This window comes from Mycobacterium sp. SM1, assembly GCF_018361265.1.
In the GTDB taxonomy this organism is placed as follows: Bacteria; Actinomycetota; Actinomycetes; order Mycobacteriales; family Mycobacteriaceae; genus Mycobacterium.
The window spans coordinates 692,895-716,780 of record NZ_JAFLNH010000001.1; the positions used below are offsets into that span (position 1 = coordinate 692,895).

At 68.8% G+C, this 23,886-nt stretch carries 13 protein-coding genes and 1 pseudogene; 4 read left to right on the forward strand and 10 right to left on the reverse strand.

Annotated features, from left to right (window positions below):
• Positions 1-6 precede the first annotated feature (6 nt).
• The 10 genes and pseudogenes from MSM1_RS03140 to MSM1_RS03185 form a co-directional block, all read right to left on the reverse strand.
• Positions 7-975, reverse strand: a complete 969-nt coding sequence (locus MSM1_RS03140; protein WP_213440135.1) for a MoxR family ATPase — start codon at positions 973-975, stop codon at positions 7-9.
• Positions 972-1,454, reverse strand: a complete 483-nt coding sequence (locus MSM1_RS03145; protein WP_213440136.1) for a hypothetical protein — start codon at positions 1,452-1,454, stop codon at positions 972-974. The genes MSM1_RS03140 and MSM1_RS03145 overlap by 4 nt, the downstream gene beginning before the upstream one ends.
• A complete protein-coding gene (locus MSM1_RS03150; protein ID WP_213441340.1) occupies positions 1,451-2,383 on the reverse strand; it encodes a DUF4129 domain-containing protein in 933 nt (310 codons plus the stop codon). Before MSM1_RS03150 ends, MSM1_RS03145 begins: the two co-directional genes overlap by 4 nt.
• Before the next feature lie 163 nt (positions 2,384-2,546).
• Positions 2,547-3,005 (reverse strand): SRPBCC family protein, encoded by a 459-nt coding sequence (locus MSM1_RS03155; RefSeq protein ID WP_213440137.1) that lies wholly within the window; start codon positions 3,003-3,005, stop codon positions 2,547-2,549.
• A 62-nt stretch (positions 3,006-3,067) separates the two neighbouring features.
• Positions 3,068-3,493, reverse strand: a complete 426-nt coding sequence (locus MSM1_RS03160; protein ID WP_213440138.1) for a hypothetical protein — start codon at positions 3,491-3,493, stop codon at positions 3,068-3,070.
• A 39-nt stretch (positions 3,494-3,532) separates the two neighbouring features.
• Positions 3,533-3,970, reverse strand: coding sequence for an SRPBCC family protein (locus tag MSM1_RS03165; RefSeq protein ID WP_213440139.1), 438 nt, complete (start codon positions 3,968-3,970; stop codon positions 3,533-3,535).
• 366 nt (positions 3,971-4,336) lie between these two features.
• Positions 4,337-5,449 (reverse strand): annotated as a pseudogene (locus MSM1_RS03170) (MBL fold metallo-hydrolase); the annotation flags it as partial.
• A gap of 5 nt (positions 5,450-5,454) precedes the next feature.
• Complete coding sequence (locus tag MSM1_RS03175; RefSeq protein ID WP_213440141.1) at positions 5,455-6,186, reverse strand: enoyl-CoA hydratase; 732 nt, start codon at positions 6,184-6,186, stop codon at positions 5,455-5,457.
• Between the two features lie 25 nt (positions 6,187-6,211).
• Complete coding sequence (locus tag MSM1_RS03180) at positions 6,212-8,341, reverse strand: glycogen debranching N-terminal domain-containing protein (protein ID WP_213440142.1); 2,130 nt, start codon at positions 8,339-8,341, stop codon at positions 6,212-6,214.
• On the reverse strand, positions 8,338-9,492 hold the full coding sequence (locus MSM1_RS03185; protein WP_213440143.1) for a glycosyltransferase family 4 protein: 1,155 nt from the start codon (positions 9,490-9,492) through the stop codon (positions 8,338-8,340). Before MSM1_RS03185 ends, MSM1_RS03180 begins: the two co-directional genes overlap by 4 nt.
• A gap of 189 nt (positions 9,493-9,681) precedes the next feature.
• Between MSM1_RS03185 and prrA the strand changes: the two genes are divergently transcribed.
• The 4 genes from prrA to MSM1_RS03205 all read left to right on the forward strand — a co-directional run bounded on the left by prrA (position 9,682) and on the right by MSM1_RS03205 (position 23,873).
• Positions 9,682-10,392 (forward strand): two-component system response regulator PrrA, encoded by a 711-nt coding sequence (gene prrA, locus MSM1_RS03190; RefSeq protein WP_213441342.1) that lies wholly within the window; start codon positions 9,682-9,684, stop codon positions 10,390-10,392.
• 24 nt (positions 10,393-10,416) lie between these two features.
• Positions 10,417-11,751, forward strand: coding sequence for a HAMP domain-containing sensor histidine kinase (locus MSM1_RS03195; protein ID WP_213440144.1), 1,335 nt, complete (start codon positions 10,417-10,419; stop codon positions 11,749-11,751).
• A gap of 248 nt (positions 11,752-11,999) precedes the next feature.
• Positions 12,000-17,402, forward strand: a complete 5,403-nt coding sequence (locus MSM1_RS03200) for a type I polyketide synthase (RefSeq protein WP_213440145.1) — start codon at positions 12,000-12,002, stop codon at positions 17,400-17,402.
• 15 nt (positions 17,403-17,417) lie between these two features.
• Complete coding sequence (locus MSM1_RS03205) at positions 17,418-23,873, forward strand: type I polyketide synthase (RefSeq protein WP_213440146.1); 6,456 nt, start codon at positions 17,418-17,420, stop codon at positions 23,871-23,873.
• Positions 23,874-23,886 lie beyond the last annotated feature (13 nt).

Consider the following 23,886-nt stretch of genomic DNA (forward strand, 5'->3'; position numbering starts at 1 on the left):
ATACCCCTACCCGGCGTCCCCGCGTGCCCGGGGCACCGGTACCCGGCGCAGCAATTCCTCCACCACGTCAGAGCTTTGAATCTTTCGGACCCACATTTCGGGCCGCAGGGTTATCCGGTGCGCCATGGCCGGGGTGGCGAGCGCCTTGATGTCCTCGGGGATCACATAATCGCGGCCGCACAGCAGGGCGCGCGCCCGGGCGAGCTGGACCAGGTCGAGCTCGGCCCTCGGGCTGGCGCCAACGGCGACTTGAGGATGGTGCCGCGTGGCGTTGGCCAGCGCCACCACATAGCGCAGCACGTCCTCGTGCACGCTCACCTGCTCCACGGATTCGCGCATTGCCAGCACATCATGGGCGTCCACCACCTGGTTCACCGTCGGCACGGCCGAACCTCGCTCCAGGCGCCGGCGCAGCATCAAGGCCTCGTCGCGCTCGGAGAGGTACCGCAGCTCAAGCCGGATCGCGAACCGGTCCAGCTGGGCCTCGGGCAGCGGATATGTGCCCTCGTACTCGATCGGATTGTCGGTGGCCAGAACGATGAATGGCGTTGGCAGCCTGTGGGTCTCACCGTCGATACTGACCTGGTTCTCAGCCATGGCTTCCAGCAGCGCCGCCTGGGTTTTGGGCGGAGTCCGGTTAATCTCGTCGGCGAGTAGCAGATTGGTGAAAATGGGCCCGGGACGAAACTCGAAACGGCCCGACTGCATGTCGTAAATGGTGGAGCCGAGCAAATCCGCCGGCAGCAGGTCGGGGGTGAACTGCACGCGAGTGAATCCCAACCCCAGCGCCGCGGCGAAAGACCGCGCGATCAGCGTCTTGCCCAGGCCGGGAAGATCCTCGATGAGCACATGGCCGCGCGCCAGCACCGCGGTGAGGATGAGGGTGAGCGCGAAACGCTTTCCGACTACGACACGTTCGATCTCGTCGAGCACCGCTTCGCAGCGGGCGGTGGTCGCCGCGGCCGGCATCGTCATATCTGCTCCAAGCGTTCCAGAATTTCCTGGAGTACCGTCCGGCCCGGACCCGGCCGGTGGCCGCCGGCGCCGGCGACGCCGTCCGGATTCACCCATTCCCACAGTTGCGGGCCAAACAGCATTCGGCCCACGGCTTGATAGGCTTCCGGATCTTTTGCCCTCCGCTGGCCGGTCACGATTTCGAAGCGACGCGCGAGCATCGGACGCAGGTGCCGGTCCCAATTCGCTCGGGTGGATTCCGACCAGCGGATCAGGGTCTCGGTGTTAGCCACCCAGCGGCGCAACGCCTCCCCCAGAGCATCCGAGTCCGGTTGGGCCACGGGCTCACGGTCGCGCCCCAGGTACCGGCGGACCGCTACCAGCACCAAGGCCACCGCGGCGCCCGACGCCCAGAGCACCAGCCGGCGATCGGGCAAGAGCAGCGCGACCAGCTCGCCTCCGATGACAAGGATGATGCCTGAGGTCATCAGCCTGATCATGCTGCGGCGCTCCGCAGTTCGGCGAGCACCTGCCGGAGGGCATGCACGGCAATTGCGCGATGCCCCTCGTCCATCACGTGCGGGCTGAACCGCGCCTCTTCGAACACGCCGACCAACGCGGCGGCGTGCTGCGCTTGCAGCGCACGGTGTGCAACGGCTCGGGCCAGTACCTCGGTCGGGGTGTCGAAGTCCCGGGGGCCGGCGCCGGGGACCCGCGCGAGCGCGCGTTCCATCGCCGTGTAGCAGGCGATAATCGCATCGCGGGGTTCACGGCTCAGGTTGCCGATCTCGACCAGCCCCTGCTCCGCTGCCCGCGCAAGCGTTTCCGGGCCGGCCGCGCCGGCGCCACAGGCGGCGGTGATCGCCGAGGGGAGAATGCGTTGCCGCCGGCGCAGCACGACAACCGCGGACGCGGCGAGGAGAAGCAGCACGGCCGTGCTCGCGGCAAGGTAGCCGATCGCGTCAGCGCCGGTGCTCTGATACCCGGGCGCAGCCGCAGGGGCGGCGGGGCTTTCAGGTGTCGGGGCCCCCGTTGGCGGCGCGGGCACAAGCTGAGCGACACGGTATTGGGCTGCCAATCGGGTCATGAGCATCACGATCACCAACCAGGCAAGGATCACCCCCAGTCCGATCAGCAGCACCCGCCAGCTCGGTCGCCCGCGAAGAGCGCCCACGCTCTCCACACGAGCTCCGCTGCGGGCGGGCTTGGCTCGCGGCGTATGCAGCCCCGCAACCACCGACATCGCCATGAGCACTAGCGACACACCCAGCAGCACGGCAACAATCACCAGGGCCGCCGGATGCCAGGGCGGCGCCCGGTGCGCAGCGCGCTCGGGGGCCGGAAGATAGCCGCGCAGCGCGGCAGCAACCAGGATCAACAGCACGATCAGCGCGATCACGCGCCACGTAGGCTTGTCCATGCCGGGCATCGGCGCCCCACTCGACGGGTTGCCCGCCGCCGTTGCGGCGGCCTGTCTCATCCTGGCATGCCCGCCGACCGTGCCGCCAGCACATGGCCGTCGTGAAGTGCGCAATCATCGACATCAGCGGCTGGGCTACGGCGCGGATGCCACGGAGCCGGGTGGGCCGCGGTCAGCTGCGCTCGGCGATCTCGGCCAGCCGGTCCAGGGATGCCCGCAGCCTCTCGGTGGTTGTGCTGCGAGCGCGCGGCAGGCGGTTCGGGTCGGTTAGCTGCGACCAGTCGTAGGTGTGCGTCACGCGGGTATGGGTGTCGTCGGTGGGCTCCAGTTCCCAGCGCCACAGGTGTCCCGGTGGCTGACGACCGGGCTCCGCCGGACGCCACGCGATACGACGCCCCTCCTCGAACTCCACGACGTGGTTCTCGCGGATGCTGCCGAGAGTGAGCCTCATGGCGAACACATCACCGGCCCTGCGGACACGCTGTCCCGGTTCGGCCGTTGCCAAGTTGTCGTTGCCGTCCCATCGGGGCTGTTGCGACGGATCGGCGATCAACTCGAAGATGCGATCCGCCGCGGCGGCGATCTCACGGCTCGCGCTTACCACCCGGGGTACGTCGGAGTCATCCGTCATAGCCCGAGCAAAGCACGGGGCCGTTGTCCTGTCCACGCGTTCGCCTTAGCCGCTGACTCGCCTCAGTGGCGACCGGCAACCCAGGAGGTGATCAGCGCCCAGAACGAGCAGATCACCGCGCCCAGCGCGCTCGCAGCGCCGACATAAAGCCCATAGGCGGCCGAGACCGGCGGACGGACGTTGAGGGTGTAGTACCACACCGTGAGCGCGCCAATGAGCAGCGAGATGATAAGCGCGGCGGCGGATGCCAGCCTGACCGATAGGCCGCGACCGACCATCGCGCCGGCGACTAGCAGCGCCGCAGACAGCAGCACGATCAGCTGGCCGGCGCCGAATCCCGGCGGAAGTTCCAGGCTGCCGATGCTACCGCCAACGGCATTTGCCCACCCCCCACCGTTGACGGAGGTCGTCAGCCACGGCAGCCAGGCACTGACCGCCAGGATCACCGCGAACAGCGCCACCAGCCAGCCCGGCCGCGGGCGGGTCATCGCTGGGAGATTAGCGCGCCGGCCGCCGCGCACCACCGGTCAAAGCGGCGAGAAAGCCGCGACAAAGTTCTGCAGCGATTCGCGGATATCGCTTCTCAAGGCGCCCGCAACCACCATCCCGATCGGACCGAACAGCGCCGGCCCACCCAGATGCACGTCGAAGCTGACCACCGACCCGTCGCCCTTGGGCGTCACCCTGGCGAGCAGCTTGACCTTGACGCCACCCTTGCCGTCACCGTTGAGCGTCATCACTTCCGGCGGTTTGTAATGCACGATCGTCCATCTGATCCGGTTGAGCATGCCCTTGACCTCGACGATCGACTCGACAACGGTGCCCTTCTGCAGCTCCTCGGGCAGCTTGCTGCGCCAGACGCGGTGAATGGTCAGCCACTCGTGGTAGCGGGACAGGTCGGCGGCACACGACCAGGCCTCTTCGGGCGGCAACGGTACGTCAATGGATCCGGAAAGTTTCGCCATGGCTCAGTTCTGCCGGTCGATGCGCAGCCCGTCATCAACGGCCGGTTCGGCCGCTGGCGTCGTGTCGATGGTGTCGCAGCGGTCATCAGCGCTTGTGTCCGCGGTGTCGATTACCGAGTCGATCCCCTCGGAGTGCCGCGCCTCCCAGTGCCTCGTATCCGCGATACCCATGCGTTCGTCCCTTCCCGTCACCGCCCCGGGTTTCCCGCGTGGCGCGTCGGGAAGCGGAGCGTCAGCGCGACATTCTTCCACGGCCGTGCGCGGCGGCGGCGCACCGGCGGACCGGCCGCCAGGTGACTGGTGGGTGTCTGCGCCGCCGGGCGGAGCGGTCAGCCGGGCCGGCTTGGACCCCGCCGCGCACTCACGGCGCCACCACGGGTCGAATGTCCCGGGCTCAGCCGCATCCACCCGCCCGCCCGGCTTGGGCGCCGCCACCCGCACGTGCGCGGTGGCGGCGGCGGCCAGCAGGCGCTCGACCGGCTCGGCCCAGGGGTGAGGGGCCAGCCGGAAGGTGCACCAATGGATCGGGACCAAAAGTCCTGACCGGCTATCGGTGACATCCAGATGCGCGCGGACCGCTTCCTCCGGGGTCATGTGGATGTCCGGCCATGCCGAGTTGTAGGCGCCGATCGGCATCAACGTCAGGTCAAATGGTCCATGCTCGGCGCCGATCCGCGCGAAACTGGTGGTGTACCCGGTGTCACCGCCGAAATAGACCCGATGGCCCGGCCCGGTGAGCACCCATGATGCCCACAGGGTGTTGTTTCGCTGGCGGAAGCGTCCGGAGAAATGCCGCGCCGGGCTGCAGGTCAGCGTCAGCTTCGCCAATCGATAGCTTTCCCCCCAGTCCAGTTCCACTATGCGGGCCTCGTCGATACCCCAACTGCGCAGATGTGCCCCCACACCCAGGGGCACGACGAACGGCGCCCGCTGGATGCGCGCCAGCGTGACGACGGTGTCGAAGTCGAGATGGTCGTAGTGGTCGTGGCTGATCACCACCGCGTCGATCGCGGGCAACGTCTCCAGCGGCGTCGGGACCGGGTGCGTGCGCCGTGGGCCAATGGCTCCCGACGGCGAGCAGCGCGTGCTCCACACCGGGTCGCTGAGCACCCGATAGCCGTCGATCTCCACCAACGTCGTCGAGTGGCCAAACCAGCTGACTGCCAAATCGGTTGGGCCACCGGTCACCGGGACCGGTGTGGCCAGCGGGATGGGCGCCGGCGGCCGGCTCGTCACCCGGCCGTCGATCACCTCGCGCAGCAGCAGCCACCCCCGCTCGCGGTCCAGCTCAAACACCGACGTCGGATCGATGTTGACAAACACGCCGCCGCGATAGTTCGGCGAGCGCCGGCACACCGCGCGAATTTCCATTGGGCTGGCGCCAAGGGCGGCGGACGCGCCGTGCAAGGCGCGTAGCACCCAGCCACCGGTCGCCACAGCGGCGCTACCGAGTCCCAGCCGCACCGCGCTCCGCAGCATGCCGATCAGACCCCCTGGAACTTCGGTGGTCGTTTTTGCATGCGGGCCACCTGCGCTTCGATCGCGTCTTGGCTGGCCCACGCCTTGTCGAAGAGCTCCTTGTGGATGGGCAGGGCTTCTTCAATGGCGCCGTCATCGTTGAGCACTCGTTTGGCGTGCCGCAACGCCAGCGGCGCCAGGCCGGCGATTTCGGCGGCCCAGGCCTGCGCGTCGGCCACGGTGCCGATCCTATTGGCCATCCCGGTCTGCAGGGCCGCCTCCGCGGTCAGCTTCTCCGCGGCCAGCAGCATCGCCCGGGCACGGCCGTGGCCAACCAGCGAACACAACCTGCGGATACTCCAATTATCAAGGGCTAAACCGTATTTGGATGTCGGAAACTGAAAGAACGCGCCGGGGGACACCACTCGCAGATCACACTGCATCGCCAGCTGCAGACCGGCGCCGATGGCGGGTCCGTTGACGGCGCCGATTATCGGCATGGGCGCGGCGTCCATCGCCTGGTGCAACGCGATCAGCCGGTCGGGATAGTCGGCGCCGAAGGCGTCACCGCTCAGGTCGGCGCCCGCGCAAAACGCCGTGCCTTGACCGGTCAGCACGACGGCCCGCACACTCTCGGCGGTGGCCTTCTCCACGGCTTCCCGCAGCTCCTCGACAAGCTGGGTATTCAGCGCATTGCGCCGCTCGGGGCGCTGCAGCTCGATGGTGGTGACGGAGTCGACCTGGGTGATACCGATCATGGCACCACGATAGCCAGACCCGCCCTCAGCCCGACGGTGTCACCAGGTGCCAGTCGACCGGCAACCCGTGGGTCTTGACTTGCGTGCCCTCGGCCTCCAAGTGCACGGTCAGCCCGCCCAGCCGCAGATCGGTCAGGGCGATCCGGCCCCACGCGGCCGGCAGGCGCGCCGACACGGACAGGGTGCGCTGGGGCACATGCGGCTCAAGTCCCAAAAACGAGCGCACCAACAGCAGCGGCGCGGCGCTGGCCCACGCCTGCGGTGAGCACGAGGTGGGATAGGGCACCGGAAAGCGGAACTGGGACCGCGGGAATCCGCAGAACAGCTCGGGCAGACGGGCGCCGAATGCCTCGGCCGCGTCGAGCAGACCGGTCGCCAGATGCTCGGCCAGCGCCACCGCGCCGGCGACCTGCCGGTAGCGCAGCAACCCTGCGACGGCAATCGCGGTGTCGTGCGGCCACACCGAGCCGTTGTGATAGCTCATCGGGTTGTAGGCCCCCATCGTGGTGGCCAGCGTCCGCAGCCCGAATCCGGAGTCCATCTCGGCCCCGGACAACCGCTCGACGATGGTGGCGGCGTGCTCCTCGGACGCGATACCGGTCCACAAGCAGTGGGCGACATTGCTGGTCAGCGCGTCCACCGGACGCTTATGCCCGTCCAGCGCTATCGCGTACCAGCCCTGTTTCGGCAACCAGAACGCGTCGAGAAACCGCGCCCGCAGCGCCTGGGCGCGCTCGCGCAGCCGCGCCGCGGTGGGGGCGTCGCCGAAGGCGTCGGCGAGCTCGGCCCGAGACAGCAGTGCGGCATACACGTAGCCCTGCACTTCACACAGCGCTATCGGCGGCTCGGCGGCGCGCCCGGAGGCGTCGTTGATGCCGTTGAAGCTGTCCTTCCAGCCCTGGTTGATCAGTCCTCGGTCGGTCGCTCGCTGGTATTCGACGAAGCCGTCGCCGTCGCGGTCGCCGTACTGCTCCATCCACGCCACCGCGGCGTCGGCCGCCGGCAGCAGCGCCCGCACCGTCGCTTGGCTGGCCCCCCACCGCCAGCACTCGCCGAGCAGCATCACGAACAACGGCGTAGCGTCGACCGAGCCGTAGTAGCGCCCGCCACCGCCCAGCACGTCGTCGCTGGCCGGGCCGCGGCGAATCTCATGCATGATCCGGCCCGGCTGTTCCTCGGTGATGGGGTCGACCCGCCGTCCCTGCTCGGACGCCAGCTGCTGCAGGGTGCCAACCGCGAGTCCCACATTCAGCGGCAGCGCCATCCAAGCAGTCAGCAAGCTGTCGCGGCCGAAAAGCGTCATGAACCACGGTGCGCCGGCGGCCACGAAACGCCTCCCGTGACCACTCTCGTCGTGCATGAGCAGCGCCCCCAGGTCGCTTTCGGTCTGGCGCAGCACCTGCGCCAACACCGGGTGGTCGGTTTCGACATTGGTCGCGGTGTCGCGCCACGCTTCGATCTTGCGGGCCGGCGCGCTCGCCCCCACCTCCTCGCCGCGGCGGAAACGGGTACCGATCTTCTTTTTCGCCCACGTCGGCTGTGCGACTATCTCGGTTTGCCAGCGCTCGCCGGGAGGGACCACCACCCGCCAGCTCAACCACCCCGGCAGCACCAGCGGATCCCCGGTCGCGGTCACCGTCAGACCGCGCAGCTGCTCTCCCCGCTCATCCAGCACCAGCTCCCCGTCGGCCACCGACATGTCCGCGCCGCCCAACGGAGCACGTCCCTCCTTGACCGCGAACAGGTCGGCGAAGTCGGCATCGACGTGCAGTTCGAGGGAGACCACGGTGCTTTCTTTGTCGAGATTGTGCAGCGAGATGGTTTCTCGCAGCCCGTCGGCGATGAGCCGCTCCCGGACCACCAGCAGGGTGCTGTCGATCCGCCCGGGACGCGGTGCCCGGCGCAGGATGAACTGCGCGGCGAACGCCTCGGTGGACTCCACCGACAACGATTCGGCCACTTGGCCGTCGACGCGCAGCTCCCAGCGTGACAACACCCGGGCGTCCCGGAAGAACAGCCCATGCGATCGGCCGACATGCATATCGCCGTACAGGTCCGACAGGCAGAATGTCGCGCCTTCCACCAGCGTCACCGTCTCGGTGCCCGACCCGATCCGGGTCGGTGCGCCACTGTTGAACGCCGCCGGGAATGTCACGCGGTGGCTCGCCGGCTTTCCTCGTCGGAGAATCCCCCGCGCGCCGCGGCCGGGCGCGCGCTGGGCATGGTGCGGGAACCGGCCACCTGCTGGTAGATCCTTTCGTATCCGGAACCTAGCTGCGCCACACTAAAGTTGGCCGCGACGTGCCGTCGGCAGGCGGCCGCGTCCAGCTCACGGGACCGCTCGATCGCCGCGGGCAACTCGGCCGGCTCCTCGCAGATCAGCCCGGTCACCCCGTCGACGACCACTTCGGGAACCGCGCCACCGCGCAGTGCCACCACGGGTGTGCCGCAAGCCATCGCCTCGATCATCACTATCCCGAACGGCTCCTCCCATTGAACCGGGAACAGCAGGCATTGCGCGTCCGCCAATAGTCTGCGCTTGCTGACGGCATCCGCAACCCCGAACACATGATCGTTTTCGGTGAGTAGCGGGCGCACGCATTCCTCGAAGTACGCTTTCTCCGCCGGCTCGGTGCATTTGCCCGCCAGCACCAGCCGGATACCGGCCTCGTGCGCGGCCTGCACCGCCAGATGGGCCCCCTTGTAGGGCGCGAAACGGCCCAAAAACAGGGCGTAGTCACCCTTTTGGGCCTGAAACGGCCACTCCTCTACCCGCAGCGCATTGTGCACGCGGCCAATCCAGTTCAGGTCCGGGGCCAATTCCTGCTGGCGATCGCTGATGGCGACCAGCCCGACGTCGTCGGCGAGCTCACGGTAGTACGGGTACAGGTCCTCGTCGATCGGGCCATGCACCGTCACCACCGTCGGCAACCCGAGACGGTGATACGACGGCGCGTTCAGCGCGCCGGCGAAGGTGTGGTCGTGGATGACGTCGATCCCGTCGGTGGCGGCGATCCGGGCGATGGCGCGGCGGACTTTTAGCGCGTGCATCACCTCGGGATAGGGCTCGCCCAGCCGATCCGGAACGGTCCGATCCCACAACGCGACAAAGCGCGCCGCGGTGCCGGATGTGCCCGCGCCGAGCACGGTGACGTCATGACCGCGCGCGACGAGCGCGTCGGCAAGATCGGCCACCACCGCTTCGACGCCGCCATACCCGTTCGGGGGAACATCGAAATAGGGGGGCACGACGAGCACGATCCGCAGCGGGTCGCACACCACGGAGATGAAATCGCCGGCGCGCATCGCCAATTCATCCTTTCTCTCGAGTCTCTCGAGCACACGAGTTAGCACTCTCCGCTAACGAGTGCTAATTATGGGTCATTCGGGGGAGCTTGCGCCAGCTGGGGACGGCAACGGGCGGGCGACGCCCAGCCGGGCGCCAGACGACCCGGCGGGTGATCTTCCCACCGCTATGTGCGCCAATCAGGCAAGATAGGCTGCATGGACAGTGGTGGGACTTCGCCTCGCGTGTTGGTTGTCGACGATGACTCCGATGTGCTGGCATCGCTGGAACGCGGACTGCGGCTGTCCGGATTCGAGGTGTCGACGGCCGCCGACGGCGCCGAGGCGCTGCGCAGTGCGACCGAGACCCGCCCGGACGCGATCGTGCTCGACATCAACATGCCGGTGCTGGATGGCGTCAGCGTCGTCACCGCGTTGCGCGCGATGGACAATGACGTCCCGGTGTGCGTGCTCAGTGCCCGCAGCTCGGTCGACGACCGGGTGATGGGCCTGGAGGCTGGGGCCGACGATTACCTGGTCAAACCGTTTGTGCTGGCCGAGCTGGTGGCGCGGGTGCGGGCCCTGCTGCGCCGGCGCGGGTCGACGGCAACGTCCTCCTCGGAGACCATCACGGTGGGCCCGCTGGAGGTGGACATTCCCGGTCGGCGGGCCCGCGTCAACGGGGTCGACGTCGAGCTGACAAAGCGCGAGTTCGACCTGCTCGCGGTGCTGGCCGAGCACAAGGCGGCGGTGCTCTCGCGAGCACAGCTGCTGGAGCTGGTGTGGGGTTATGATTTCGCGGCCGACACCAATGTCGTGGATGTGTTCATTGGGTATCTGCGCCGCAAGCTCGAGGCCGGAGGCGCGCCGCGGCTGCTGCACACCGTTCGTGGAGTGGGGTTCGTCCTGCGCCTGCAGTGATGGGAAACAGATGAGCGCCGAGCCATGAGCCTGCTATCGCGGATCTTCGCCCGCACGCCGTCGCTGCGCACCCGGGTGGGGCTGGCGGTGGCCGTGGGCACGGCGATCGCGGTGCTCATCGTCGGCATCAACGTTTGGTTCGGCATCACCAAGGACCGGCTGTATTGGCTGGACCGGCGCCTGGACGAGGCGGCGGGTTTCGCGATCCCGTTCATCAGCCTCGGCGAGGTGCCCAAATCCTCCAGCGACCGGGGCGCCGTCATCACCGTGCGCAAGGGCGATCAGGTCACATCCAATTCAAAGGTCACGCTGCCGCGGCTGCCTCCCGGTTATGCCGACACCTATGTCGACGGCAAGCGCTACCGGGTGCGCACCGTCGACATTCCCGGGCCGGGACCGATGTCGGTGGAAGTCGGCGCCACCTACGACGAGACCATCAAGGAAACCAACGACCAGCATCGCCGGGTAATCCTGATCTGCGCGCTCGCGATCGGCGCGGCCGCGGTGTTTGGCTGGTTGCTGGCCGCCTTCGCGGTACGCCCGCTCAAACGGCTCGCGCAGCAAACCCGATCGATCGAAGTCGGCGGCGAAGCGCCCGAGATCGAGGTGCGCGGCGCCACCGAGGCCGTCGAGATCGGCGAGGCGATGCGGGGCATGCTGCAGCGCATCTGGAAAGAGCAAAACCGCACCAAGGAAGCGCTGGCCTCGGCGCGCGACTTCGCCTCGGTGTCCGCGCACGAGCTGCGCACCCCGCTCACCGCCATGCGCACCAATCTGGAGGTGCTGGCCACCCTGGAGCTGCCCGATGAGCAGCGAAAAGAGGTGCTGCACGACGTGATTCGCACCCAGTCGCGGATCGAGGCCACGCTCAGCGCGCTCGAGCGGCTCGCGCAGGGTGAGCTGTCGACATCCGAGGATCATGTGCCGGTCGACATCACCGAGCTTTTGGACCGCGCCGCTCACGACGCAATGCGGGTCTACCCCGAACTCAACGTCTCACTGGCGCCGTCGCCGACCTGCATCATCGTGGGATTGCCCGCGGGATTGCGGCTCGCCGTCGACAACGCCATCGCCAACGCCGCGAAACACGGCGGCGCCACCCACGTGCAGCTGTCGGCGGTCAGTTCCCGCGCCGGGGTGGAAATCGCCATCGACGACAACGGCATCGGGGTGCCCGAGGAGGAACGCGAGATGGTGTTCAAGCGGTTCTCCCGCGGCTCCACGGCCTCGCACTCCGGCTCGGGCCTGGGGTTGGCGTTGGTGGCCCAGCAAGCCCAATTGCATGGCGGGACGGCGTCGTTGGAGGACAGCCCCCTCGGCGGGGTGCGGCTGGTGCTGCGACTTCCCGGCCCGAGCTGAGAACCGGTAACCGGCCCGGTCCGGTCTTGCGGTGCACCGGCACGGCCCGGTGCTGGGCCGCCCGGCAGATGTCCCAGCAGCGGCCGGATCCAGGGCAGGTTGGCAGGCCGTCTAGACTCTTGAGCGCAAGCGAGCGGAACAACGGTCGGGCGATCTACCTACGCACCGCGCGAAGGGGCTCTTGAACGGGCCCGCGAAGGACTTTTGAAGCACTTTTGAAGGGCTCCTGCCCGCTGCGGGGACTACATATGCCAGAGACCACCAAGCACCTTGATTACCTCAAGCGCCTCACCATCGATCTACGCCGGACACGGCGACGCCTCGCCGAGTTAGAAGCAAAATCTTCACAACCGGTCGCCATTATCGGGATGGCGTGCCGGTTCCCGGGTGGGGTGAATTCCCCGGACGACTTGTGGGAGATGCTGGTCGAGGGCCGTGACGTGGTGTCGGATTTCCCGCGGGATCGGGGCTGGGACGTCGAGGGATTGTTTGATCCGGATCCCGATGCGCGCGGCACGTCCTACACCCGCCACGGGGGGTTTGTCGATGACGTCGCGGGTTTTGACGCCGCCTTTTTCGGGGTGTCGCCGGCCGAGGCGCTCGCGATGGATCCGCAACAACGGCTGGTTTTGGAGTTGTCGTGGGAGGCGTTGGAGCGGGCCGGGATTGACCCCACATCGCTGCGGGGCAGCGCCACCGGGGTGTTCCTGGGGATCATGGGCTCCTATTACGGCCTGGCGGGCCAAGATTCGGCGAGCCTAGAGGGGTTTCGCCTGACCGGCACGACCTCCAGCGTGGCCTCGGGCCGGGTGGCCTATGTGCTGGGGTTGGAGGGCCCGGCGGTGTCGGTGGATACCGCCTGCTCGTCCTCGCTGGTGGCGCTGCATATGGCGGTGGCCTCGCTGCGCTCCGGTGAATGCGACCTCGCCCTGGCGGGAGGGGCGACGGTGATCGCGACCCCGGCGATTTTCGTCGAGCTGAGCCGGCAGCGGGGGTTGGCGCCGGACGGGCGGTGCAAGGCGTTCGCCGCCGCGGCCGACGGGGCGGGGTTTTCCGAGGGTGGGGGGATGCTGGTGGTGGAGCGGTTGTCGGATGCGCGGCGGCTGGGGCATCCGGTGTTGGCGGTGGTGGCTGGGTCGGCGGTCAATCAGGATGGGGCCTCTAATGGGTTGACCGCCCCTAATGGGCCGTCGCAGCAGCGGGTGGTGCGCGCGGCGTTGGCCGGTGCGGGGTTGTCGGGGGCCGACGTGGCCGTGGTGGAGGGGCATGGCACCGGCACCACGTTGGGGGATCCGATTGAGGCGCAAGCGTTGTTGGCGACCTATGGGCGGGATCGGGGGGAGTCCGCGGAGCCGTTGTGGCTGGGGTCGATCAAGTCGAATATGGGTCATACCCAGGCGGCCGCGGGGGTGGCGGGGGTGATGAAGATGGTGTTGGCGTTGCACCATGGGTGGCTGCCGGCGACGTTGCATGTGGATGCGCCTAGCCCGCATGTGGATTGGTCGGCGGGGCGGGTGGAGTTGTTGACCGAGGGCCGGGCGTGGCCGGCGGGGGGGCGGGTGCGCCGGGCGGGGGTGTCCTCGTTTGGGATTAGCGGCACCAATGCGCATGTGATCCTCCAGGAGGCCCCGCCGGCGCCGGCGCGCCCGCCGGCGCCGTGGCGCCCGCCGGTGCTGGCGTGGGTGGTGTCGGCGAAGACCCAGGGGGCGCTTTGCGCCCAGGCGGCGCGGGTGGGGGGGTTTGTGGCCGCGCACCCGGAGCTGGATCCGCTGGATGTGGGCTGGTCGCTGGCGGGGCGCTCGGTGTTTGAGCGGCGCGCGGTGGTGCTCGGCGCCGATCGGGAGGCGCTGCTGGGCGGGTTGGCGGGGCTGGCCGGCGGGGATCTGGGCCCGGGGGTGATCAGCGGCGCCGCGGGGCCCGCGGGCAAGACGGTGTTTGTGTTTCCCGGCCAGGGCTGCCAATGGCTGGGCATGGGGGTGGAGTTGCTGGAGTGCGCCCCGGTTTTCGCGGAGCGGCTGGAGGAATGCGCGCGGGCTTTCGGGGAGTTCGTCGATTGGTCGCTGCTTGAGGTGCTGCGGGGGGCGCCGGGGGCGCCGGGGCTGGATCGGGTGGATGTGGTGCAGCCGGCGCTGTTTGCGGTGATGGTGGCGCTGGCGGGGTTGTGGGAGTCGATCGGGGTGCGCCCGGATGCGGTGATCGGGCATTCCCAGGGGGAGATCGCCGCCGCGTATGTGGCCGGTGGGTTGTCGCTGCGGGATGCGGCGCGGGTGGTCACGGCGCGCAGCCAGTTGTTGCGGGAGTTATCCGGGCCGGGGGGCATGGCCGCGTTGGCGTGCGGCGTCGAGCGGGCCCGTGAGCTGCTGGCCCCGCTGGGGGGGCGGGTGGGTATCGCCGCGGTCAATGGGCCCTCGGCGGTGGTGGTCTCCGGGCAGGCCGAGGCGCTAGAGGAGCTGCTGGGGGGCTGCGCGGCCCGCCAGGTGCGGGCCCGGCGCATCGAGGTGGACTACGCGGCGCATTCCGCGGCGGTGGAGGCCATCGCCGGGCGGCTTGGGGAGCTGTTGGCGGGCATTGAGGCGCGCTCGTCGCGGACGGTGTTTTTTTCCACCGTCACCGGCGCGGCGTTAGACACCGCCGGGTTAGACGCCGCCTACTGGTATCGCAACCTGCGTCAAAGCGTGCAGTTTGAGGCCGCGGTGCGCAGCGCGTGCGCGCAGGGCTATCGCAGGTTTATCGAATCCAGCCCGCATCCGGGCTTGATCAGCGGGATCGAAGAGACCGCCGCTGACTGCCTGGGCGGCGCCGGCGCGGTGGTGGTGCTGCCCACCTTGGGCCGCCACGACGGGGGGTGGGGGCGGTTTTTGGCCTCGGCGGCGCAGGGGTTTGTGGCGGGGGTGGGGGTGAATTGGCGGGCGGTGCTGCCCGGTGGGGGGTTGGTGGGGCTGCCGACGTATGCGTTTGAGCGGCGGCGGTTTTGGTTGTCTGCTGAGCGCGGCGGGGGTGATGCGGCGGGGTTGGGGCTAAAGGCGGGCGGGCATGCGCTGTTGGGCGCGGTGGTCGAGGTGCCCGAGGGGGGTGCGGTGGTGTTGACGGGCCGGGTGGGGCCGGGTGGGCAGCCCTGGCTGGGGGATCACCGTGTTTTTGGTGTGGGGGTGTTTCCGGGGGCGGGGTTTGTGGAGTTGGCGGTGCGCGCCGGGGATGAGGTGGGCTGCCCGGTGGTGGAGGAGTTGACGGTGCGCGCCCCGTTGCGGGTGCCGGAGTCGGGCGCGGTGGGGCTGCAGGTGCTGGTGGGGGCCCCCGGGGAGGGTGGTCAGCGGCGGGTGGCGGTGTTTTCCCGGGAGCGCCCCGAGGCGGGGTGGGTGTGTCATGCCGAGGGGCTGCTAAGCCCCCGGGGGCGGCGCCCGGGGGAGCTGGTGTCGGCCTGGCCGCCCCCGGGGGCGGTCGCGGTGGATCTCGCCGAGGGCTATGCGCGGTTGGCGGGGCGTGGCTATGGGTATGGGGCGGCGTTTCGGGGGCTGCGCGCGCTGTGGCGCCGCGGGGAGGAGCTGTTCGCCGAGGTGCGGTTGCCGGAGGCGGCCGGGGGGGCCGAGGGGTTTGGGATCCATCCGGCGCTGCTGGATGCCGCGCTGCATGCGCTGCTGCTGGCCGGTGGCGACGCGCCGGTCGTGGTGCCGTTTTCCTGGCAGGGGGTGTGCCTGCACGCCGCGGGCGCCACCGCGGTGCGCGCGCGGCTGGCCCCGGTGGGTCCCTGGGCGGTCAGCGTGGAGCTCGCCGACGAGCTGGGGTTGCCGGTGCTGTCGGTGGGGGCGCTGCGGGCCCGCCCCATCACCGAAGAGCAGCTGCGGGCGGCGGTGTCGGCCGCGGGCCCGGATCGGCTTTTTGAGCTGCGCTGGTCACCGGCCCCGCCGGCCGGCAGCGCGGGCGCGGTGGCGTTCGAGGTGGTTGACTGCCCGCCCGCCGAGGGGCTGGGCGGGGTCTATGAGCGCACCCATCAGGTGCTCGCGGCGCTGCAGTGCTGGCTGGCCGACCACCACGAGGGGGTGCTGGTGGTGCTCACCCACGGGGCGGTGGCCTTACCCGGTGAGGATGTCACCGATTTGGCGGGGGCCGCGGTGTGGGGGCTGGTGCGCTCGGCGCAAACCGAGCATCCCGGCCGCATCGTGCTCGCCGACCTCGACACGCCCGGCCCGGCGGGGGCGCGGGCCGCCCTGGCCGCAACCGGTGAGCCCCAGCTGCTGATCCGCGGCGGCACCATTTACGCCGCTCGGCTCGTCCCCGCAATCACCCACACCGTCCCGGCGTCTTCGGAGTCCACGCCGGAAGACGCCACTACCGCTGGGGTGGCGGTGTGCGATCCGGCGGGCACGGTGTTGGTGACGGGTGGCACGGGGTTGGTGGGTGGGGTGCTGGCCCGGCATGTGGTCACCCGTTATGGGGTGCGCGATGTGGTGTTGGCCAGCCGCGCTGGGCAGCGCGCCGCGGGGGCGGCCGAGGTGGTGGCCCAGCTGGCCAAGGCGGGGGCGCGGGTCCGGGTGGTGTCTTGCGATGTGGCCGATCGGGACGCGCTGGCGCGGTTGGTGGCCGGGTTGCCGAAGTTGACGGGGGTGATCCATGCCGCCGGGGTGCTCGATGACGCGCTGGTCACCTCGCTGACAGCCGAGCAGTTAGACGTGGTGTTGCGCGCCAAAGTGGATGGGGCCTGGCATCTGCATGAGCTGACCCGGGATCGGGATCTGGGGATGTTTGTGCTGTGCTCGTCGGTGGCCGGCACCATCGGCTCCCCCGGGCAGGCCAATTACGCTGCGGCCAACACGTTTTTGGATGCGTTGGCCACCCACCGGCGCGCAAGCGGGCTGGTGGGCCTGTCGCTGGCGTGGGGGCTTTGGGAGCGGCCCAGCGCGCTGACCGGGCGGCTGCGGGAGCGCGATCTGGCCCGCATGCAGCGCGGCGGGCTGCTCCCCATGAGCGCCGAGCAGGCCGTGGAGTTGTGCGACGCCGCGCTCGCCCTGGGCCACCCCACCGTGGTGGCCGCCCGCCTAGACGCCACCGCCCTGACCGACCCCACCCACAGCGCCCTGCTGCCGCCCTTGTTCAACGAGCTGATCCGCCGGCCCCGCCGCGCGGTGCTCGCCCCTGACGCCGCGGCGGCGAGATCCACCCTGGTCCAGCGTCTGCGCGGGCTTTCCACCGACCAGCAACACCAACTGCTGCTGGATCTGGTGCGCTCGCACATCGCCGCGGTGCTCGGCCGCCCCGACCCCACCGACATCGACGCCACCCGGGCCTTCCAAGACCTCGGCTTTGACTCGCTAAGCGCCATCGAACTTCGCAACCGCCTCAAAACCGCCACCGGGCTCCCCTTGTCCCCCACCCTCATCTTCGACTACCCCACACCCGCCAGCCTCGCCGAGCACATCGGGCGGCAACTCGTCGGCGGCGAGGACTCCGGGGCCGCCGACGACGCCCGCGACGCCGAAATCCAGCGGCTGGTTGCATCCATTCCGGTGCAGCGACTTCGCGAGGAAGGTGTCCTCGACATCTTGCTTCGCATGGCTGGTCGCGGACCCGAGACGGCTCACAGCAGCGACAAAGCCGCCATCTCGGACATGAGCCTCGACGAACTAGTGAACATTGCCCTGGGCACCGAGGACTGAGGAACCGCCGCAGCGATGAACAGCCAACTTGCCATGGCAACCAAAGCCCTGCAAAAGGCGCTGACACAACTTGAGCGGCTGAGGGAGCAGAATCATGCCCTCATCTCGCGTTCGTCTGCGCCGATCGCGATTGTGGGGATGGGGTGCCGGTTTCCGGGTGGGGTGAATTCGCCGGAGGACCTCTGGGAGGTGGTGGCCGAAGGTCGTGATGTGATATCGGAATTCCCCCGCGATCGGGGCTGGGATGTGGATACCCTGTATGATCCAGACCCCGACGCGGTGGGTAAGTCCTATACCCGCTATGGCGGATTTTTGGACGATGTAACAGGTTTTGACGCCGGGTTTTTCGGCATCACCCCGCGTGAGGCGCTGGCGATGGACCCGCAGCAGCGGTTGATGTTGGAGGTGTCCTGGGAGGCGCTGGAGCGGGCAGGAGTGGACCCGAATTCGTTGCGGGGCTCGGCAACAGCGGTGTTCATCGGAATCATGGATTCCGATTACGCGTTTCTGGGCCGCGGCGCGACAGAGGTGGAGGGCCTGCGGCTAACGGGCGCGACCTCGAGCGTGGCCTCGGGCCGGATAGCCTACGTCCTGGGGCTGGAGGGCCCGGCGGTGTCGGTGGATACGGCGTGTTCGTCCTCGCTGGTAGCGCTGCATCTGGCGGTGCAATCGCTGCGCTCGGGTGAGTGCGACTTGGCCCTGGCCGGCGGAGTCACGGTGATGGCGACCCCGGCGGTCTTCATCGAGTTGAGCCGGCATCGGGGGCTGGCCGGCGACGGGCGGTGCAAGGCGTTTTCGGCGGCCGCCGACGGCACCGGGTTCTCGGAGGGGGCGGGAGTCGTCGTGCTGGAACGGCTTTCGGATGCCCAACGCTTAGGTCATCCGGTCTTGGCGCTGGTGCGCGGGTCGGCGGTCAACCAGGATGGGGCGTCCAATGGATTGACAGCACCCAACGGGCCCTCCCAGCAGCGAGTGATTCGGGCGGCGTTGACAAACGCCGGACTCAGCGCCGCCGACGTGGACGTGGTGGAGGGACACGGCACCGGCACGACGTTGGGTGATCCGATTGAGGCCCAAGCACTGTTGGCAACCTACGGGCACAACCGCGCCGTGCCGCTGTGGTTGGGCTCGATCAAGTCGAACATAGGTCACACCTCCGCGGCCGCGGGCGTGGCCGGGGTGATCAAGATGGTGCAGGCGATGCGTCACGGGTTGATGCCCAAGACGTTGCACGTCGATACACCCAGCCCGCACGTGGATTGGTCCGCGGGCTCGGTGCGGCTTTTGACCCGGACCCAGCCGTGGCCGGGAGAGGGCCGAGCACGCCGGGCGGGGGTGTCCTCGTTTGGAATTTCCGGCACCAACGCCCACGTGATCTTAGAGCAGGCCCCCGACGACCCTGAAAGTAACGGAGACGTCAGCGATTGTGGTGTGAGGTGGCCCGTGGTGCCGTGGGTGTTATCGGGCAGGACACCGACGGCGCTGGCCCATCAGGCGAGCCGATTGTCGGCTTTTCTGCGAGCCCATGAGCGGTTGGGCGTTGCCGATGTCGCGGTGTCGCTAGCGAGGCGGTCAGCATTCGAGCATCGGGCGGTGCTGGTTGGCGCCGAGCGGAAACAACTGCTGACAGGGTTAGCAGAGTTATCGTCCGGCCGGGCGCAGTCCGATGTGATAGTGGGTCGTGCGCAACCAGTAGGCAAGACCGTCATCGTATTTCCCGGCCAGGGTTCACAATGGGTGGGAATGGGCGTCGAATTGCTAAATGCTGCACCGGTTTTCGCTAAGCAAATCGATGCATGCGCTGAGGCTTTCGCAGAATTCGTCGACTGGTCGCTGACCGAGGTGCTGCACGGCCGGCCAGGAGCCCCTGGCATGGATCGCGTCGACGTGGTGCAACCGGCGCTGTTCGCGGTAATGGTGGCGCTCGCCGAAATGTGGAAGTCCGTTGGGGTGCGCCCGGATGCGGTGATCGGTCACTCTCAGGGCGAAATTGCTGCCGCCTACGTGGCGGGTGCGTTGTCGCTGCGCGATGCCGCACGGATAGTCACCATGCGCAGTAAACTTTTGGCGGCACTGCCCGGTGACGGTGGCATGGTTTCTCTGGCGTGTGATGCCGAACGCGCCCGAGAGGTATTGGCACCATTCGACGGCCGGATCAGCGTCGCTGCGCGCAACGGACCTTCGTCGCTGGTGGTCTCCGGCACGGTGAGCGCGCTGGATGAACTCGTCCAGCGCTGCTCTGACCGGGGCCTGCGGGCACGCCGCATCGAGGTTGACTATGCATCGCATTCCGCGCAGGTAGAGGCCATCCGTGACGACCTGATCAGGGTGCTGGCCGGAATTGAGCCGCGGTCCTCGACGATCGAGTTCTTCTCCACGTTGACCGGCGAGCTGGTCGATACCGCCGGCTTAGATGCCGCCTACTGGTATCAGAGCATCCGCAAGCCGGTGCAGTTCGAGGCAGCGGTGCGCGCCGCTGCCCGGCAGGGCTATGGGGTGTTTGTCGAATCCAGCTCGCATCCGGTGTTGCTCACCGATATTGCGATGACGTTCGCCGCCAGCAGCGAAAGCGCAGCCGGCAACCCGGTGGTGATCCCATCGCTGGGGCGCAACGACGGCGGGATGCAACGATTTGCCACCTCGGCGGCGCAGGCGTTCGTCGCCGGCATGGCAGTCGATTGGCGCGGCCTGCTGCCTAAGGCAAGGTTTGTCGAACTGCCGACGTATCCTTTTGAGCGGAAGCGATTTTGGCTGCCCAGCAGGGAGGAGGTGGGCGCCGACGCGGCCGGGTTAGGGCTCGAAACCAGCGCCCACGCGTTGTTGGGTGCGGTGGTGCAGCGGCCCGACTCCGGCGCGGTGGTGCTCACCGGCCGACTCGCGGTGTCCTCGCACCCGTGGCTGGCCGATCACGTGGTGGCCGGAATGGCCATGTTGCCGGGGGCCGCTTTCGTGGAGATGGCGATTCGCGCCGCTGACGAAGTCGGCTGCACGGTGGTGCAGGAATTGATGCTGCAGACACCGCTTCCCATATCCCACGACGGCGCGGTACAGCTTCAGGTGATCGTGGGTGCCGCGGGCCACTCCGGCCAGCGGACAGTGTCGATATATTCGCGCGACTGCCGACCCGACGCGCACTGGGTGCTGCACGCCGAAGGCATGCTCGGCACCGGCGTCACGCAACCGGCAGCCCAGATGACGACTTGGCCCCCACCCGATTCCATACCCGTGGACGTGTCCGATGCCTATCACCGCCTGGCCGGGCAAGGCTACCACTACGGCCCGGCGTTTCAGGGGCTGCAAAAGATGTGGCGGCGCGGGCTGGAGATCTTCGCCGAAGCCGCCGTCCCCGACGGCGTCCAAACCAGCGGCGTGGGCATTCACCCCGCACTGCTGGACGCGGCGTTGCACGCGGGCATCTTGAGCATCGGCGACGCCCAGCAGACCGCGTTATCGTTTTGCTGGCAGGGAGTATCGCTGCACGCCGCCGGTGCGTCGCGGGTGCGGGTGCGCATCGCCGCCGCCGCCGACGAGGACGCCGTCTCGGTTGAATTGGCCGACACCACCGGCCAACCCGTACTGTCGGTGCGCTCACTGCTGGTCCGCCCGGTCACGGCCGAGCAACTGCAGGCCGCGGTCTCGGCCGGGGCCAGCGGTAACGCTGGCCTAGGGCTCATGGAACTCACCTGGTCACCGATCACACTGCCCGGCCCCAGCACCGATGACCCCCGGGTGATCTCCTGGGAAACCCGGAACCCCCATTGCGGGGCCGGGGAGCGCCCCGGGGGCACGGAGAACGCCGTGGTGGTCTGGAAGCCCGAACCTGCTGAGCAGCACGGCACGCTGTCTTCGGTCTATGCGGCCACTCACCGCGCCCTCGAGGTGCTGCAATCCTGGCTGGCCGGCGACCGGGCCGGCACGCTGGTGGTGCTGACCCGCGGGGCGGTGGCACTGGCCGGCGAAGACGTCACCGACCTGGCCGGGGCCGCGGTCTGGGGGTTAGTGCGGTCAGCGCAAAGCGAACACCCCGGCCGGATCATGCTCGTCGACAGCGACACCCCCATCGACGCTGCCGCCCTGGCCGCAACCGGTGAACCCCAGCTGCTGATCCGCGCCGGCGCCACCTACGCCGCGCGGCTCGCGCCAGCCACCACCGAGCCCGTGCTGCGCCTTCCTGCCGGCGAATCGGCCTGGCGGTTGAACACCGGCGGTGGGGGGACGTTCGAGGACTTGACTTTAGAGCCCCATCCGGAAGGCCAAGCCCCGCTGCAGGCCGGGCAGCTGCGGGTGGCGGTCCAGGCCGTCGGGCTCAACTTCCGGGATGTTTTGGTGGCCCTGGGGGTCTATCCAGGGCCCGCGGTGCTCGGCGCAGAGGGCGCTGGGGTGGTCGTCGAGCTGGGCCCGGGTGTTAGCGGCGTCGCGGTCGGTGATCGGGTGATGGGGTTGCTCGGCCCGGCGGCCTCGATGACGGTCGTTGATCGCCGCGCGATCGTCCCGATTCCGCTGGGTTGGTCGTTTGCCCAGGCAGCCAGCGTGCCCGTGGTGTTCTTGACGGCCTATTACGCGTTGCGGGATCTGGCGGCGATCCGTCCCGGTCAGTCGATACTGGTGCACGCCGCCACCGGAGGAGTGGGTATGGCCGCCGTGCAGCTGGCCCGCCATTGGGGCGCAGAGGTTTTCGCAACTGCTAGCGTTGGCAAATGGGATACCTTACGGCGCATGGGCTTTGACGAAGACCATATCGCCGACTCACGCACGCTGGAGTTCGAGAAGAAATTCCTAAGCACCACCCGGGGACGTGGTGTGGACGTGGTATTGAACTCGCTGGCTGGTGATTTCGTTGATGCCTCGCTGCGGCTGCTGCCGCGCGGCGGGTGTTTTATCGACATGGGCAAGACCGATATCCGTGACGCACAGATGATCGCCCAGCAACATCCCGGCGTGCGTTATCAGGCGTTCGATCTGGCGCAGGCCGGTCCGCAGCGCATCGAGCAGATGCTGACCGAGTTGATGCGGCTGTTCGACACGCGCGCCCTACATCGACTGCCCATGACCGTCTGGGATGTGCGGTGCGCCCCGGAGGCGTTCCGCTTTGTCAGCCAAGCGCGCCATATTGGCAAAGTCGTTCTAACGATGCCCGCCGCACTGGCCGCGGGCACGGTGTTGGTGACGGGTGGCACGGGGTTGGTGGGTGGGGTGCTGGCGCGGCATGTGGTCACCCGTTATGGGGTGCGCGATGTGGTGTTGGCCAGCCGCGCTGGGCAGCGCGCCGCGGGGGCGGCCGAGGTGGTGGCCCAGCTGGCCAAGGCGGGGGCGCGGGTCCGGGTGGTGTCTTGCGATGTGGCCGATCGGGACGCGCTGGCGCGGTTGGTGGCCGGGTTGCCGAAGTTGACGGGGGTGATCCATGCCGCCGGGGTGCTCGATGACGCGCTGGTCACCTCGCTGACAGCCGAGCAGTTAGACGTGGTGTTGCGCGCCAAAGTGGATGGGGCCTGGCATCTGCATGAGCTGACCCGGGATCGGGATCTGGGGATGTTTGTGCTGTGCTCGTCGGTGGCCGGCACCATCGGCTCCCCCGGGCAGGCCAATTACGCTGCGGCCAACACGTTTTTGGATGCGTTGGCCACCCACCGGCGCGCAAGCGGGCTGGTGGGCCTGTCGCTGGCGTGGGGGCTTTGGGAGCGGCCCAGCGCGCTGACCGGGCGGCTGCGGGAGCGCGATCTGGCCCGCATGCAGCGCGGCGGGCTGCTCCCCATGAGCGCCGAGCAGGCCGTGGAGTTGTGCGACGCCGCGCTCGCCCTGGGCCACCCCACCGTGGTGGCCGCCCGCCTAGACGCCACCGCCCTGACCGACCCCACCCACAGCGCCCTGCTGCCGCCCTTGTTCAACGAGCTGATCCGCCGGCCCCGCCGCGCGGTGCTCGCCCCTGACGCCGCGGCGGCGAGATCCACCCTGGTCCAGCGTCTGCGCGGGCTTTCCACCGACCAGCAACACCAACTGCTGCTGGATCTGGTGCGCTCGCACATCGCCGCGGTGCTCGGCCGCCCCGACCCCACCGACATCGACGCCACCCGGGCCTTCCAAGACCTCGGCTTTGACTCGCTAAGCGCCATCGAACTTCGCAACCGCCTCAAAACCGCCACCGGGCTCCCCTTGTCCCCCACCCTCATCTTCGACTACCCCACACCCGCCAGCCTCGCCGAGCACCTGCACAGCAGAATCGACAGCTCCGTCGACGGCGGTGAAACCCGGATGACGAAGATCCACACCATCCTCAATGATCTGAAAACCCTTGCTGGCAAATCGGACTGGAGCGCCGCACAGCGATCGGAGATCGCCGCTCAGCTGGAGACCCTGCTGTCATCGTTGAGGCCTACCGATGGTCAGGACCATCGGCACGCCGATGATCAAGACATCCAATCAGCGACCGACACGGAGCTTTTCGCTATCCTCGACGAGGAACTGGGCCAGTAGGCGCGGTAACCCC